Origin of the sequence: Kosakonia sacchari SP1 (genome assembly GCF_000300455.3) — a bacterium.
GTDB lineage: Bacteria > Pseudomonadota > Gammaproteobacteria > Enterobacterales > Enterobacteriaceae > Kosakonia > Kosakonia sacchari.
Window position 1 is genome coordinate 2270981 of the sequence record NZ_CP007215.2, and the last position, 15770, is coordinate 2286750.

Genomic DNA, 15770 nt, shown 5'->3' on the forward strand with positions numbered 1-15770 from the left:
AAGGGCTAAATCTGCAGCAGAGCGTAAGCATCAGTCTAAACTGATGCACGGTCTTGACCGAGGTCATCAATTTAGACTCAAGTTTGCAATGTAACCTTATGAAAATAGCGATAGCGCATAAATCCATGAGGGCGTTATTTTTATCATGTTCTGGTAATTATAGTCTTGTGGTGCTAAGCACCCATGCTCAATATTATAGTTAAAGGCAGGCAAGCCTGAGTGAATGAAATATTTATCAATGATGGCGGATAAGCAAAAGAAAGGTTTTCCATTCGCTTCGGCAATAAGTTTGTTGAGACTTTCCTCATCATTATTTTTAATAAACACAGGGACATCACCGTATTCTTTTGCTGTGACATTTTTATTAAAGAAAAAATCAGTATCTTTAACCCCTTTTTTTATATAATAGTTTGCGGGGAAAACTTTGTTTTCGTAAAAGTAACGGTTCATTGCTGGCTTATGGTCACCATACACAACAACGAGGGCATTAGGATCTAAACTTGCCAGTTTCTCGGTAAAGTCAATCATTCGGGACATCGATTCACGGACTTTGAATGCATAGGCTTTCTCGCCAAAATCATTATCGAAGTCACTCGGTCCATGGGTTGACATGGTAACAAGATGAAAGAAATGAGGTTTGTCATTATTGTTGCTGATTTCGTTCAATACAGAACGGTAAAGTAAAAAATCGTCAGGTTGCCATTGCCATGGCTTTCTTTGCACTGCATATTCAGATGGAAGTTCACCCATATCAGGGAGCGCTATAAATTTATCAAAGCCAAATTTCTGATACACTATATCCCTGTGCCAAAAAGCACGTGCAAAGTTATGGACTGCTACTGATCGAGCCCCTTGGTGTTGCAGGTTACTTGGTAGAGTGTCTGCATTGTTCTTAAGCAGACTGGAATATTCCTGATAGATAATACCAGAGAGTACGCCTGAATTGCTTGGCAGGCCGGTCAGCATTTCAAATTCAGCGTTAGCAGTGCCGCCGCCATAAACCGGTGAAGTAGCGCGGAAGGCCTTGAATCCGGCATTGATTAGTGGCTGAAATTCGGTTTTGAAATTGTTGCTGTCGTACCAGCATGACTCGCACAGGATATAAACAATAGTCCTCGGTCTATGTAAGGCTGAAATTGCATTCGCTTTATAAGTTGAATATGTTTCTCGATTATTTTCCGAAAAAGACGGTATCGATTCCCGCACACTGGTCTGCACGAGGTGTATAGGTAAACCGTGAGTGATGACGTTAGATTTCCAGTCCCATTGATGATAAGCAATATTATACTTCACAAACAGTAAGTTAACTTTTTGAGTGATGTAACTTGTGTCGCCAAAAATATTATTAACGTAAGGGGAGAAAGTTAGTGGGGTTGTTATTAAAAAAGAAACAATCAATAGTGCATAGTGTTTTTTTGTTGTGGAGGATTTTTTACCAATAAAAAAACATAAGATGCCGAGAATGATAAAGGATAAAAACAATAGAGTGCTGTTTGACGTTATGTATTTAGTAGCAACGCTTAAATTATTTACTGAGGCGAGGTCGTTAAATGAAATTGGCTCGCCCGTAAGTGTCGTTTTTTCTGTATTAATGTGATCCAGCAGAAGTATTATACTGATGGTTAGATAACCGGAAAAAATCGCAGAACTTCTGAGTAAGCGAAGTGTGATATATATAAATAATACTGGACTTGCCAACCAACCAAAGCGAATTAATTCATGTCGCGTGGAAAAATGTGATAGCCCGAGTTCGGGTTTAATTAGCGTTGTGTTTAATAGTAAAGAAAATATAAATAAAAAACATGCATCAAGTAAAATATTGATGTATTTATTCATTGTTTTTATATTGTCGGTTGATTGTAAGGTATTGAGACTCATTACTTTTTTTTGCCCTACTTTTTTGCATATGGATTTACTTGATGCACTTTATCACAATTGTCAGTGTATAGGATATATTAATAGTTGTTGATTATTTGTTGAAGATCAGTATAGCTCATTAAGCTGCATCGTGACCCTGACCCCGAATATGATCCAGCCGTAATCAGGAATAACCGGCTTAAGTCTGGCTGCATATTCTGGCAACCTGCAGACTTCTCAGCGAATTCAGATGGCGTCATCCAGCCCAGTGCAGAATGGGGACGCCTCTGGTTATAGTGTATGCGCCAGGCCTCGATTTTGCACCGCGCATCCTCCAGGGACATGAACCCGTTCTCGTTCAGGCACTCCTGGCGCAGCTGGCCGTTGAACGACTCCACCGTGGCATTGTCTGTCGGTGTTCCCGGCCGGGAAAAGTCGATACGGATCCCCCGTTCATACACCCACTTGTCCAGCATCTTTCCTGCAAATTCAGACCCGTTATCGGTTTTCAGCAACTGTGGTAAGGGGCGTCTGAGTGCAATACTGTTCAGCATCTCCGCCACTTCCGTTGAGCGCAGATTCTGGCCCACACAGATCCCCAGGCATTCACGTGTGAACAAATCAATTATCGTCAGCAGGCGTAACCGCCTTCCGTCAAACAGCGCATCGGAGACAAAGTCCATGCCCCAGACATGGTTCGGATACCGCCCCTGAGGCTGTGGCTGTCGCCGCTGTGCCGATTTATTGCGGTGGGGACGTTTGAGACGCAGGGACAGGCCCTGCTCGCTGTAGAGACGGTAAATGCGTTTATGGTTATCCCGCCAGCCCTCCCGCCTGAGCAGGATGTGAACCCGCCGGTAACCGTAATGCACGCGGGTTTCCGTGATCTCGCGGATACGCAGGCGCAGCGCACTGTCATCGGCCGCCACAGAGCGGTAACGGAACGAACTGCGGCTGACCTGCAGCGCAAAACAGACCTGCCGTTCGCTGGCCCCGTAACGCGCCTGCAGCTCCCGGCCCCATTCACGCAGCCGTGCCAGCGTCAGGTCTTTTTTGCCAGCACATCCTGCAGCATGGCCTTGTCGAGGCTCAGATCGGCCACCAGTTTCTTCAGCCGCAGGTTTTCCTCTTCCAGCTGACGCATGTGCTTCAGTTCTGAGGGCGAAATCCCGCCGTATTTCTTGCGCCATGTATAAAACGTGGCATCGGAAATGCCCAGCTTGCGGCAGACCTCCGGCACGGATGTCCCCAGTTCGGCCTGCTTCAGGGCAAAGACAATCTGCTCTTCGGTGAATCGTGATTTTTTCATCGGCACCACCTCCGTTCAGGGAGTGTAGATCATGCCGGCATTCTGTTTCTGAATGGCACAGGATTTCGGGTCAGGGTCACTGGGGAGACATTCTCACTGCCAACCCATGAAGAATTACTGGCGGCCGCAAATGTTGAAAAGCAGAACCGAATCGACCAAGCTAATGCCTACATGAACAGTAAACAGTGGCCAGGGAAAGCAGTGATTGGGCGTCTAAAGGGAGATGAGCGGGTTCAGGACAATCTGTGGCTTGATTATCTGGACGAACTGGAGGCCGTCGATATGCCGACAACGCCGGATATTTCCTGCATAGGAACTATAAGAGAATAGCTGGAGCAGGGATGTGAGGGGTAGTTGGTAGCTCCGACAGCCATTGTCAAAACACAAACTGCCGGAGCTTACGAAAAAAATGTGTATATCGGTGCGTACTAAAACCAATAAAAACCAGAATAAATATTTATTATCTGGTTGATATTTAATGATTTAATTGCATGATTTAGAGATGCTATCGTAAGGCATACCATTCCTTATGTTTCAACGGATTAGCCAGTGCACCGAGGATATCGGACAGCACGTTCACAATAATCACCAGTGAGCCTACCACCATGACGCCTGCGGAAATCGCCGCGTAGTCCTGCTGGCGAATCGCATTAATCAACCAGCGTCCTAGCCCTGGCCAGCTAAACACCATTTCGGTGATCATCGCCAGCGTCAGCATGGTCGAAAATTGCAGGCCGAGGCGCGGGATCACCGGCGGCAGGGCGTTGTGCAAAACATGGCGGCGCAGAATCGTTAGCCGCGAAAGACCGCGCGTCGCTGCCGCTTTGATGTAGTTTTTATCAAACACGTCGATGGTGCTGATGCGCATCAGGCGAATAACTTCGGTGGTCGGTGCCACCGCCAGCGTTAATACCGGCAACACCACATGACGTAACGCGCTGATAATCATCTCTTCGCGCCACGGCGAATCGGAGAGCCAGGCATCAATCAGCGAAAAACCGGTCACGGTTTTGACTTCGTATAGCAGGTCAAAACGACCCGACACCGGTAGCCAGCCTAAATTCAGCGAGAAAAACAGGGTTAAGAGCAGCGCCAGCCAGAACACCGGGATGGAGAAGCCCAGCAGCGCAAAGGCGCTGATCATTTTATCCTGCCACTTGCCGCGCATCACACCGGCCAGCATCCCGACCGGAATGCCTACCAATAATGCGGAGCCAAACGCCAGCAGGCACAGCTCCATGGTGGCTGGAAACACCTCTTTAAGCTGTTCTGAAATCAACTGACCGTTAATACTGGAAACACCAAAATCCCAGTGCAGCAAACCGTTAAACCAGAACACCCAGGCATTCCACAGCGACGCGCCCTGAAGCGGGGCGTGGGGCGTAAAATAGCTCAGGCTAAAGCCGACGAATGTCAGTAAAAAAAGCGTGACCAGCAGCAATAACAGGCGGCGCAGGGTAAAGATAATCATGGTGGCGAAACCTCTTGTTTTTCCCGCGAAACACCAGCAAAAGAGGCACTACCAAACGGGCTCAGCACCAGGCCTTTAATGTCATAGCGATACGCCTGCAAACGCAGGGAAGACGCCAGCGGCAGCACCGGTAATTCACGCGCCAGTATTTGCTGAGCCTCGTCATAATCATCAATACGGGCGGCAAGTTGCTGTGAAGCCAGCGCTTTTTGTAACACCTCGTCGAACTCGCGGTTGCACCAGTGGGCGAAATTGGTCTGTGAGTTAATTGCCGCGCAACTGAGCATCGGGCGGAAAAAACTGTCCGGATCGTTACTGTCCGTTGCCCAGCCGGCAAGAGTTAAATCATGATTCATATCCATCAGTCGCGCTTCCTGGAAACGGCCTTCGACCGGGACGATCACCACTTTAACGCCAACCTGCGCCATATCGGCCTGGATCAGCTCAGCGGTTTTCAACGGGCTTGGGTTCCACGCCTGTGAACTGGTCGGTACCCATAATTGCAGCGTCAAATTTTCCAGCCCCAGCGCTTTCAGGCGTTCGCGGGCCTGCGCCGGATCATACTCGGTGATCTTCGCTTCGTTGTCATAAGCCCAGGAGGCACGCGGCAGTATCGAGGCGGCGGTTTCAGCGGTTCCGTAGTAAATCGACTGCATCAGACGCTGATTATTAATGGCCAGCGCCAGTGCATGGCGCACTTCCGGGTTATTCAATGGTGGTTTGTTGGTATTAAACGCCAGATAGGCAATGTTCATGCCCGGGCGCAACGTGAGCCGCAAACGCGGGTCATCACGCAAAATCGTCAACTGACTGGCGGCAGGCCAGGCGAGTACATCGCACTCACCGGTTAACAACTTCGACAAGCGCCCGGTGCCGCCGGAACCAAGATCGACCACCACTTGTTGCATCAATGGGTTACCACGCCAGAACTTTTCGTGACGTTGTAACCGAATATATTGCCCGGCACGGTATTCATCCAGTTGATAAGGCCCGGTGCCGACCGGTTGTCGGTCAAGCAACTCCTGGCGATCGCTTTTCTCTAACTGGGCGGCGTATTCCGCCGACATCACCGAAGCATAGTGTGTCGCCAGATGCCATAAAAAAGAGGCATCCGGTTTTTTCAGGCGGAATTCAACCGTGCGGTTATCCAGCTTACGCACGCTGTCGACAGAATCGGCAAACTGCAAGCTGTCGAAATAGGGAAAGTTACCGCCGTTGACGTTATGCCATGGATGATTGCGCGAGAAGATGCGCTGGAAGGTGAAGACCACATCATCGGCGTTCAGCGCGCGGTGCGGCGTAAACCAGGCTGTCTTTTGGAAAGCCACACCGTCGCGCAGGCGAAAGCGGTAGGTCGCACCGTTATCGAGCACTTCCCAGCTTTCCGCCAGCTCCGGAACCAGTCGGTAAGTATAAGGATCGACATCCAGCAGGCGATCATAAAGCTGCGCTGCCAGCGTATCGACAATCAGGCCGCTGCTGACTTTTTGCGGGTTAAAAGTATCGACCTGGCCATTGACACAATAGACAAAGCCGCTGTCGCGAATATCCGCTTGCTCAGAAAGCGGTGTCGCCGCTTGCGCAAAACCTGCCGCCAGGCTTGCGGTCAATAGCAGGGAAGAGAAAACCAGACGCATGATTTTTTCAACGATTTTAAATTCATGTGCAAAGTGTATCGCACTTGCCATGGCTTCGTACAAATGTCTGCTTACGACTGCTGTTATTGTCAGCGATTTCAGCTGATTTGGTGCTTTTTAAGCAGCGCGCGCAGTTGGTGGTAAGTGAGCCCGAGTAACTCTGCCGCGCGTTTCTGGTTAAATTTCGCCTGTTGCAGGCTGGTTTGCAGAAGTGCTTTTTCTTGATCGAACTGGAATTTGCGTAAATCCAGCGGCAACGCTGGCAAGTCAACTGCTTCCTGTCCGGTTTGTTGTTGGGGAGTGATATCACGATTGAAAGGATCAAGGATGATGTCATCAAGTGGCGTATCGATGCTGCCATGGCGGTAAACCGAGCGCTCCACCACGTTTTTAAGTTCGCGGATATTGCCCGGCCATGAATAGCCCATTAGCACGTCGCGCGCGTGATCGGTAAAGCCAGGGAAGAGCGGCAATTTCAGTTCCCGACACATCTGGATCGCGAAGTGATCCGCCATCAGCATGATATCGCTCTGGCGCTGGCGCAGCGGCGGCAGGAGCACGACATCAAAGGCCAGCCGGTCGAGCAAATCTGCTCGAAATGTACCGTCCTGTACCATTTGCGGCAGATCGGCGTTAGTGGCGCAAACCAGCCGCACATTGACCTGTAGCGGCTGGCTTCCGCCGACGCGCTCCAGCTCGCCATATTCAATCACTCGCAGCAACTTTTCCTGCACCAGCATTGGCGCTGTGGCCAGTTCATCAAGAAACAGCGTCCCGCCATCGGCACGTTCAAACCGGCCGGGATGGCGTTTTTGTGCGCCAGTAAACGCGCCCGCTTCATGGCCGAAAAGTTCGCTATCCAGCAGGTTTTCATTCAGCGCTGCGCAATTGAGCGAAATGAACGGTCCTTGCCAGCGTGAAGAGAGAAAGTGCAAACGGTTTGCAATCAGCTCTTTACCGGTACCGCGCTCGCCGATGATCAGCACCGGCTTATCGATCGGCGCGAGGCGCGAAACCTGTTCCAGCACCTCAATAAAGCTGTTGGCCTCGCCGAGCAAGTTATCCTTTTGTTCCGACATGATGAAATTCGCCACTAGTTAGTGATATTAACTACTCTAGCCTAAGTTATCGTTGCGGTAAAACTATTCATCTGCTTTATATTCAAAGGGATAAAAACTTGGCATGGAGTTTGTAATAGTCCAGCAGCAGGGCTGAGCCCGATTACAGAAATCAAGAGGAACAGATTATGGGTATTTTTTCTCGTTTTGCCGACATCGTGAACGCCAACATCAATTCACTGCTGGAAAAAGCTGAAGATCCGCAAAAGCTGGTGCGCCTGATGATCCAGGAGATGGAAGATACGCTGGTGGAAGTTCGTTCAACTTCAGCGCGTGCGCTGGCGGAGAAAAAACAGCTGACGCGTCGCATTGAACAAGCGAGCGCGCAGCAGGCCGAGTGGCAGGAGAAAGCCGAGCTGGCGCTGCGCAAAGATAAAGACGATCTGGCTCGTGCGGCGCTGATTGAAAAGCAAAAACTCACCGCGCTGATTGAAACGCTTGAGCAGGAAGTGACGCTGGTGGATGAAAGCCTGACGCGGATGAAAAAAGAGATCGGCGAGCTGGAAAATAAACTCAGCGAAACCCGGGCCCGCCAGCAGGCATTAACGTTACGCCATCAGGCGGCCAACTCATCGCGCGATGTCCGTCGTCAGCTCGACAGCGGCAAACTGGATGAAGCGATGGCGCGCTTTGAATCGTTCGAACGTCGTATCGACCAGATGGAAGCTGAAGCGGAAAGCCACGGTTTTGGTAAGCAAAAATCGCTGGATCAGCAATTTGCAGAACTGCGTGCCGATGACGAAATCAGCGAGCAACTGGCGCAGTTGAAAGCAAAAATGAAACAAGACAACGAATAATAATAACGGCGGCATCAGAAGATGCCGCTCCTCATCCGCTGTAAGGAGTACACATGAGCACGCTGTTTCTGGCTATACCCCTGACACTTTTCATCCTGTTTGTGTTGCCGGTCTGGTTATGGCTGCATTACAACAATCGCACTTCGCGCGGCGAACTTAACCAGAACGAGCAGCAACGCTTACTCCAGCTTTCCGAAGAGGCCACGAGGATGCGCGAACGTATTCAGGCGCTGGAAGATATTCTTGATGCTGAGCACCCGAACTGGAGAGACCGCTAATGGCAACCCTCGATCTTAACAAAAAATTATGGCGCATCCCGCAGCGCGGAAAAATCGGTGGTGTTTGTGCGGGCATCGCGCAGTATCTGGATATTCGCGTCAAAGTCGTGCGTATTCTTGCCATTCTGGCGATGTTTTTCGGGCTGTTTTTCTTTGTCGTGGCAGCGTACATCGTACTGTTTTTTGTGCTGGATCCGCTGCCGGACAATTATGCCGAGAGCGAAAATGTACCGAGCAGCAGCGAATTGCTGGACGCGGTAGACGCCCAGCTCGCTGCGGGAGAAACCCGTTTGCGCCAGATGGAACGTTATGTCACTTCAGATACGTTTTCGCTGCGCAGCCGTTTCCGTCAGTTGTAGGAGAAAAATATGAATCAACGCTGGCAACAGATTCACCGCAACGTCAAACCCGGTTTACAGATTGTCGGTAAGCTGGCGTTGCTGAGCGCGCTGCGCTTCGGCCCGGCAGGTGTTGCGGGCTGGGCGGTCAAATCCGTCGCCCGACGCCCGGTGAAGCTGCTCCTGGCGTTCGCGCTGGAGCCGCTGCTGAAGCGAGCTGCGAATAAATTTTCTCGCCGCTTCATGTCGCAAAACGAGATAAAATAAGGAATTACGGCTAAAGCTCTAAGGCAAAACGCAATGGCGATGGATCGATTTCGTAACGAATTGAATGCGCTGGTTAACCGCGGAATGGACAGGCATTTGCGTCTGGCGGTGACCGGCCTGAGCCGCAGTGGCAAAACCGCATTTATTACCGCACTGGTTAATCAATTACTGAATATTCACGCAGGTTCACGTCTGCCGCTGCTAAGCGCCGTGCGTGAAGAGCGACTGCTTGGTGTAAAACGCGTGCCGCAGCGTGATTTTGGTATTCCCCGTTTTACCTACGACGAAGGGCTGGCGCAGTTGTATGGATCGCCGCCGGTCTGGCCGACGCCGACGCGCGGCGTCAGTGAAATCCGCCTTGCGCTGCGCTTTCGCTCTAACGATTCGCTGCTTCGCCATTTCAAAGAAACCTCCACGCTTTACCTTGAAATTGTCGACTATCCCGGCGAATGGCTGCTGGATTTACCGATGCTGGCACAGGATTACCTGAGCTGGTCGCGGCAAATGACCGGCTTGTTGCAAGGGCAGCGTCAGGCGTGGTCGGCGCAATGGCGCGCCCTGTGCGCGGGGCTTGATCCGCTGGCACCCGCAGATGAAAACCGGTTGGCAGAAATTGCAACGGCGTGGACGGACTATTTACATCAGTGCAAACGCGAAGGTCTGCACTTTATTCAGCCAGGCCGTTTTGTTCTGCCTGGTGATATGGCAGGCGCGCCGGCGCTGCAATTCTTCCCGTGGCCGGACGTTGACGGCACCGGAGAAGCGAAACTGGCGCAGGCCGGTAAACATACCAACGCCGGAATGCTGCGTGAACGTTACAACTACTATTGCGAGCATGTCGTCAAAGGTTTCTATAAACACCATTTCCTCAAGTTTGATCGCCAGATTGTGCTGGTTGATTGCCTGCAACCGCTGAATAACGGGCCACAAGCGTTTAACGATATGCGGCTTGCGCTCACACAACTGATGCAAAGTTTTCACTACGGTCAGCGCACGCTGTTTCGCCGCCTGTTTGCACCGGTTATTGACAAACTCTTATTTGCCGCCACCAAAGCCGATCATATTACCGTCGATCAGCACGCCAATATGGTGTCGTTGTTGCAGCAGCTTATTCAGGACGCCTGGCAAAACGCGGCGTTTGAAGGCATCAGTATGGATTGTCTGGGGCTGGCTTCTGTGCAGGCGACGCAAAGCGGCATCATTGATGTGAATGGCGAAAAGATCCCGGCGCTGCGCGGGCATCGTCTGAGCGATGGCGCGCCGCTAACCGTCTACCCTGGTGAAGTGCCTGCGCGGTTGCCGGGGCAGGCGTTCTGGGATAAGCAAGGGTTTAATTTTGAGGCGTTTCGCCCGCCAGCGATGGATGTCGATACGCCGCTGCCGCATATCCGCCTGGATGCGGCGCTGGAGTTTTTGATTGGAGATAAATTGCGATGACCGAGCCGCTAAAACCGAGAATCGATTTCGCAGGCCCGCTGGAAGCGGAAAGCAGTGCGCAGTTTAAACGTGCGCAGACTTTTAATGATAAGCAAGCGGAAAACTTTGCTCCCGCCCTGGTTGATGAACTGCCGGAAGAGGGGCAAGCCGAGGCGGTAGTCGAGGCTGCGCTGCGCCCAAAACGCAGCCTGTGGCGCAAAATGGTGACCGCCGGGTTGACGCTGTTTGGCGTAAGCGTGGTCGGGCAAGGTGTGCAGTGGGCAATGAATGCCTGGCAGACTCAGGACTGGGTTGCCCTGGGCGGCTGTGCCGCCGGTGCGTTGATCGTTGGCGCGGGTGTCGGTTCGGTCGCCAGCGAATGGCGACGGCTTTGGCGTTTGCGCCAGCGCGCGCAGGAACGTGATGAAGCGCGCGATTTATTGCACAGCCACGCGACCGGAAAAGGGCGGGCTTTTTGCGAAAAGCTGGCACGACAGGCAGGTATCGACCAGGCGCATCCGGCGCTACAGCGCTGGTATGCGGCGATCCACGAAACGCACAACGATCGTGAAATTGTCAGTCTGTATGCGCATCTGGTTCAGCCCGTGCTGGATACGCAGGCACGGCGTGAAATCAGCCGCTCGGCGGCGGAATCCGCGCTGATGATCGCCGTCAGCCCGCTGGCGATGGTCGATATGGCTTTTATCGCCTGGCGTAATCTGCGACTCATCAACCGTATCGCCACGCTGTACGGCATTGAACTCGGCTACTACAGCCGCCTGCGTTTGTTCCGCCTGGTGCTGCTGAATATCGCCTTCGCGGGTGCCAGTGAACTGGTGCGTGAAATTGGCATGGACTGGGTATCGCAGGATTTGGCGGCCCGGCTTTCTGCGCGTGCCGCGCAGGGGATTGGCGCCGGGTTGTTGACGGCGCGCCTCGGTATTAAAGCGATGGAACTGTGTCGTCCGCTGCCGTGGTTTGACGATGATAAACCGCGCCTTGGTGATTTTCGTCGCCAGTTGATTAGCCAGTTAAAAGAGACGCTACAGAAACGACCCACCGGCTAAAAAATCGGCGCTGCGCGCTTACCTTTACGCTGCAGTGCCGCTTTTCTCCGCATACTGTCAATATTTGTTGACAGATATCTTCCTGCCAACCGCGAACTGGCTTATCATCCTTTCATTACGTGAATGAATAAGGGCGAACTCCCATGCGTCTTGAAGTTTTTTGTGAAGACCGGCTTGGTCTGACTCGCGAATTACTGGATTTACTGGTGCTGCGCGGTATCGACTTGCGCGGGATAGAAATTGACCCTGTCGGGCGGATCTACCTGAATTTCGCCGCGCTCGAATTTAACACCTTTAGTAGCCTGATGGCTGAAATTCGCCGCATCCCCGGCGTGACAGATGTTCGTACCGTGCTGTGGATGCCATCCGAGCGCGAACACCGCGCGATGAGCGCGCTACTTGAAGCGCTGCCAGAACCGGTATTGTCGCTGGATATGAAAAGCAAAGTGGAACTGGCGAACCCGGCCAGTTGCCAGCTTTTTGCTCTCGATGCCGATAAACTCCGCAATCACAACGCGGTACAGCTGATTGCGGGTTTAATTTCCAGCGCTGGCTTGATGGTAACCCGCAAAATTCGCATAACGAGCACGTTGTTATCGCCGGGCAAAATTTCCTGATGGAGATAACGCCAGTGCACCTGGAAGGTGAAACCGGCGAACCGGTGTTGACTGGTGCGGTGGTGATGCTGCGTTCGACCATTCGCATGGGGCGCCAGTTACAAAACCTGAGCCAACAGGATGTGAGCGCGTTCAGTCAGATTGTTGCCGTGAGCCAGAAAATGCGTCAGGTGGTGGAACAGGCGCGGAAACTGGCGATGCTTACCGCACCGCTGCTGATAACCGGCGATACCGGCACCGGTAAAGATTTGCTGGCGCATGCCTGCCATCTTGCCAGCCCACGCGCAGCGAAACCTTATCTGGCGCTCAATTGCGCGTCCATCCCGGAAGAGTCCGTTGAAAGTGAGTTGTTTGGTCACGCACCGGAAGGAAAAAAGGGCTTTTTCGAGCAGGCGAACGGCGGCTCGGTGTTGCTTGATGAGATTGGCGAAATGTCGCCGCGTATGCAGGTGAAGCTGCTGCGTTTTCTTAACGACGGTACCTTCCGGCGTGTCGGCGAAGACCATGAAGTGCATGTCGATGTGCGGGTGATCTGCGCAACACAGCGCAACCTGGTTGAGCTGGTGCAAAAAGGGCTGTTCCGGGAAGATCTCTACTATCGCCTGAATGTGCTGACGCTGAACTTACCGCCGCTGCGCGATCGTCCTCAGGATATCATGCCGCTGACTGAGCTTTTTGTGGCCCGTTTTGCCGACGAACAGGGCGTTCCACGACCAAAATTGTCGCAGGATGTGCATCAATTGCTCAACCGCTATGGCTGGCCGGGTAATGTGCGCCAGTTGAAAAATGCCATTTACCGGGCGTTAACGCAGCTGGAAGGCTACGAGCTGCGCGCCCAGGATATTCAACTGCCGGATTATGACGCCGCTACCGTGCCGGTGGGCGAAGATGCCATGGAGGGCTCGCTGGATGAGATCACCAGCCGTTTTGAGCGCTCGGTGCTGATCCAGCTTTATCGTAACTATCCCAGCACGCGCAAACTGGCGAAGCGGCTCGGCGTTTCGCATACCGCGATTGCCAATAAACTGCGGGAATATGGCTTGAGCCAGAAGAAGGGCGACGAGTAGAAAAGAAAAAGCCTCCATTGCGGAGGCTTTTTTGTGGGCGGAAGGTTAATTAACCTTTCAGCACGTCCAGCGCGGCGGTGTAATCCGGCTCGTTGGTGATCTCATTCACCAGTTGGCTGAAAACAACGGTGTCGTTTTCATCAATAACCACCACAGCACGCGCTGCAAGGCCTTTCAGCGCGCCATCAGAGATGCCAACACCGTAATTTTCGAGGAAGTCAGCACTGCGCAGCGTCGAAAGGGTAATGACATTGCTCAGACCTTCAGCACCGCAAAAACGGGATTGGGCAAACGGCAGGTCAGCAGAAATGCACAGCACCACGGTGTTGTTCATCTCAGTTGCTAACTGGTTAAATTTACGCACAGAAGCCGCGCAAACGCCGGTATCGATACTTGGGAAAATGTTCAGCACTTTACGTTTGCCAGCGAACTGGCTCAGTGCGACGTCAGACAGATCCTTAGCCACGAGCGTAAACGGCTTAGCTTTTGCGCCAGCCTGCGGGATAGCGCCTGCAACGGGAACCGGGTTGCCCTGAAAATGAACGAGTTGTGACATAATATCTTCCTGTTTACATATAGTTAACGTCGGCGCTAGTTTATGCCATCCGCGAAGAGCACGGCAAACCAATTTTCATATCTATACTGGTTTAGACCTGCGGCAGAGGAGTGAGGAATGAGAACCGTCAAAGTGTATGAGGAAACCTGGCCGCTGCATACGCCATTTGTGATTTCGCGCGGCGCGCGCAACGAAGCGCGCGTGGTGGTGGTCGAGCTGGAAGAGGATGGTGTAAAAGCCGCCGGTGAATGTACGCCGTACCCGCGTTATGGTGAAAGTGAGGCCTCTGTCGTGGCGCAAATTATGACGATTGTGCCGCAACTGGAAAACCGCCTGACGCGTGAAGAGTTGCAAACCCTCCTGCCGCCAGGCGCTGCGCGAAACGCGGTTGACTGCGCCTTGTGGGATCTGCAAGCGCGCAAAGCGGCTATCACGCTGGCTCAATCCGCAGGCGTCAGTTTGCCGCAAACCATTGTTACCGCACAAACGGTGGTGATTGGTACACCTGAACAGATGGCGGCCAGCGCCGCCGCGCTCAGTGAAAAGGGCGCACAACTGCTGAAAATTAAGCTGGATGACCATTTGATCAGTGAAAGGCTGGTGGCAATTCGCGCTGCCGCGCCCGAAGCGACATTAATTGTGGATGCCAATGAGGCCTGGCACAGTGAAGGGCTTGCCGCACGATGCCAGTTACTGGCGGATCTCGGTGTTGCCATGCTGGAACAGCCGCTGCCAGCCGACGAGGACGATGCGCTGGCAAATTTTATTCATCCCTTGCCGATTTGCGCGGATGAAAGTTGCCACACCCGCGAAAGTCTGGCTCATCTGCATGGGCGCTATGAAATGGTGAATATCAAGCTGGATAAAACCGGCGGATTAACCGAAGCGTTGGCGCTGGCACATGAGGCGTCTCAACAAGGATTTACGCTGATGCTTGGCTGTATGATCTGTACGTCGCGCGCCATCGCGGCGGCGCTGCCGCTTGCCAGCAAGGTGCGTTTTGCCGATCTTGATGGCCCGACCTGGCTGGCGGTGGATGTTGAACCGGCGCTGAATTTTAGCACCGGTAAGCTTCATCTTTGAGGATCCCAGTGCAGGAGCGATGTCATTGCCGCAAGGTATTTCTCGCTGGCTTCATCAGAGGAGATCGGCGGGAATTCAACGGTAATACAGTGCAAATTGATATCTGCACACCAGCTGCCAAACGAGCCCGGCGTTTCGTAACCAACGCTGGTGACCAGCGGCAGGGAAAATCCATCCGCCAGCCATTTCCCCAGCGCGCTTTTGCGTGGATCTTCCACACAGGCCAGCGGATCGTGGAATGTTACGACCCACGCCGGATGAATTCGATGGATAAGCTGGCAGAGCGCCTGCGTTTCCGGTTCTGAACCAGGTGCGTCACCGGTCAGCAGCACGACATCACGAGCCTCAGCCGCACTGTTCCAGCGATACACCGTTTCACCGGCTTTCCAGTTGGCGGCGGGGAAATTACGATTGAGATCAACGCCGTTCGCATTTGCGCGCAGCCCAAGCTGGCAGCCATCCGGGTTAACTGCCAGCACTACGTGATGGTGACGTAAATCGGTATTAAGTGTGCGCAACGCGCAGGAGAGCGTCACCACGGAGGAGTTTTCGTCGCCGTGCGTTCCTGCGATGATGAGCCCACTTTCACGCGTGGCAATTGGCGCGGGAAACCAGATTAGCGGCGCGCCTAACAGCGAGCGACCAAACTCTTCACTGCCGGGGGCAAATGCGCCTCGTTGAGCTCGCGGGCGTGTGGCTGGCATAGGCTTCCTTTTTATTGTCGTTTACTTACAGCAAGTGTTGAGCATAAAGCGATGCGACGCAAATCATGCCATGAGGGTTTATTTGGCGTCCAGCCTCAATTTTCCGCTGTCCTCTGTTTGCATTCTCCCAAGTTAAAACAAATAATTACCTCATCTTTTGCCGGGAAGTCATACCAATGAGGGGATCC

At 52.6% G+C, this 15770-nt stretch carries 13 protein-coding genes and 3 pseudogenes; 9 read left to right on the plus strand and 7 right to left on the minus strand.

Annotated features, from left to right (window positions below):
• Positions 1–96: 96 nt before the first annotated feature.
• Together C813_RS33795 and C813_RS33800 are read right to left on the minus strand one after the other, a co-directional pair.
• Positions 97–1878, minus strand: coding sequence for an LTA synthase family protein (locus tag C813_RS33795; protein ID WP_017457205.1), 1782 nt, complete (start codon positions 1876–1878; stop codon positions 97–99).
• A gap of 212 nt (positions 1879–2090) precedes the next feature.
• Positions 2091–3166 (minus strand): annotated as a pseudogene (locus C813_RS33800) (IS3 family transposase); the annotation flags it as partial.
• 99 nt (positions 3167–3265) lie between these two features.
• Between C813_RS33800 and C813_RS33810 the strand changes: the two are divergent.
• Positions 3266–3496 (plus strand): annotated as a pseudogene (locus C813_RS33810) (tail fiber assembly protein); the annotation flags it as partial.
• 175 nt (positions 3497–3671) lie between these two features.
• On the opposite strand, the gene sapB reads toward C813_RS33810, so the two are convergent.
• The 3 genes from sapB to pspF all read right to left on the minus strand — a co-directional run bounded on the left by sapB (position 3672) and on the right by pspF (position 7368).
• Positions 3672–4637 carry a putrescine export ABC transporter permease SapB gene (gene sapB / locus C813_RS33815; RefSeq protein ID WP_016495891.1) on the minus strand — a complete coding sequence of 322 codons (966 nt, stop codon included), beginning with the start codon at positions 4635–4637 and terminating at the stop codon, positions 3672–3674.
• Positions 4634–6274 carry an ABC transporter substrate-binding protein SapA gene (sapA, locus tag C813_RS33820; RefSeq protein WP_025263600.1) on the minus strand — a complete coding sequence of 547 codons (1641 nt, stop codon included), beginning with the start codon at positions 6272–6274 and terminating at the stop codon, positions 4634–4636. The genes sapB and sapA overlap by 4 nt, the downstream gene beginning before the upstream one ends.
• A gap of 98 nt (positions 6275–6372) precedes the next feature.
• On the minus strand, positions 6373–7368 hold the full coding sequence (gene pspF, locus C813_RS33825) for a phage shock protein operon transcriptional activator (RefSeq protein WP_025263601.1): 996 nt from the start codon (positions 7366–7368) through the stop codon (positions 6373–6375).
• Between the two features lie 152 nt (positions 7369–7520).
• Here pspF and pspA point away from each other — a divergent pair, with 152 nt between their 5' ends.
• The 7 genes and pseudogenes from pspA (at position 7521) to tyrR (ending at position 13239) form a co-directional block, all read left to right on the plus strand.
• The gene (gene pspA / locus C813_RS33830; RefSeq protein WP_017457210.1) at positions 7521–8189 is read left to right on the plus strand and encodes a phage shock protein PspA; all 669 of its coding nucleotides are present in this window, start codon (positions 7521–7523) and stop codon (positions 8187–8189) included.
• A gap of 53 nt (positions 8190–8242) precedes the next feature.
• Positions 8243–8467, plus strand: coding sequence for an envelope stress response membrane protein PspB (gene pspB, locus C813_RS33835; RefSeq protein ID WP_016495895.1), 225 nt, complete (start codon positions 8243–8245; stop codon positions 8465–8467).
• Positions 8467–8826 (plus strand): envelope stress response membrane protein PspC, encoded by a 360-nt coding sequence (gene pspC, locus C813_RS33840; RefSeq protein ID WP_016495896.1) that lies wholly within the window; start codon positions 8467–8469, stop codon positions 8824–8826. Before pspB ends, pspC begins: the two co-directional genes overlap by 1 nt.
• Positions 8827–8835: 9 nt before the next feature.
• On the plus strand, positions 8836–9072 hold the full coding sequence (gene pspD / locus C813_RS33845; protein WP_017457211.1) for a phage shock protein PspD: 237 nt from the start codon (positions 8836–8838) through the stop codon (positions 9070–9072).
• Positions 9073–9111: 39 nt separating this feature from the next.
• The gene (locus tag C813_RS33850; RefSeq protein ID WP_025263602.1) at positions 9112–10509 is read left to right on the plus strand and encodes a YcjX family GTP-binding protein; all 1398 of its coding nucleotides are present in this window, start codon (positions 9112–9114) and stop codon (positions 10507–10509) included.
• Entirely contained in the window at positions 10506–11555 is a 1050-nt protein-coding gene (locus tag C813_RS33855; protein ID WP_017457213.1) for a YcjF family protein, read from the plus strand. Before C813_RS33850 ends, C813_RS33855 begins: the two co-directional genes overlap by 4 nt.
• Before the next feature lie 143 nt (positions 11556–11698).
• A pseudogene (gene tyrR / locus C813_RS33865) lies at positions 11699–13239 on the plus strand (transcriptional regulator TyrR).
• Positions 13240–13288: 49 nt separating this feature from the next.
• On the opposite strand, the gene tpx reads toward tyrR, so the two are convergent.
• Positions 13289–13795, minus strand: coding sequence for a thiol peroxidase (tpx, locus tag C813_RS33870; protein WP_017457215.1), 507 nt, complete (start codon positions 13793–13795; stop codon positions 13289–13291).
• 117 nt (positions 13796–13912) lie between these two features.
• Between tpx and ycjG the strand changes: the two genes are divergently transcribed.
• A complete protein-coding gene (gene ycjG / locus C813_RS33875; RefSeq protein ID WP_017457216.1) occupies positions 13913–14878 on the plus strand; it encodes an L-Ala-D/L-Glu epimerase in 966 nt (321 codons plus the stop codon).
• Here the strand turns inward: ycjG and mpaA are convergent.
• Positions 14869–15582 carry a murein tripeptide amidase MpaA gene (gene mpaA / locus C813_RS33880; protein ID WP_017457217.1) on the minus strand — a complete coding sequence of 238 codons (714 nt, stop codon included), beginning with the start codon at positions 15580–15582 and terminating at the stop codon, positions 14869–14871. The two genes, ycjG and mpaA, sit on opposite strands and share 10 nt — an antisense overlap.
• Positions 15583–15770: the final 188 nt, after the last annotated feature.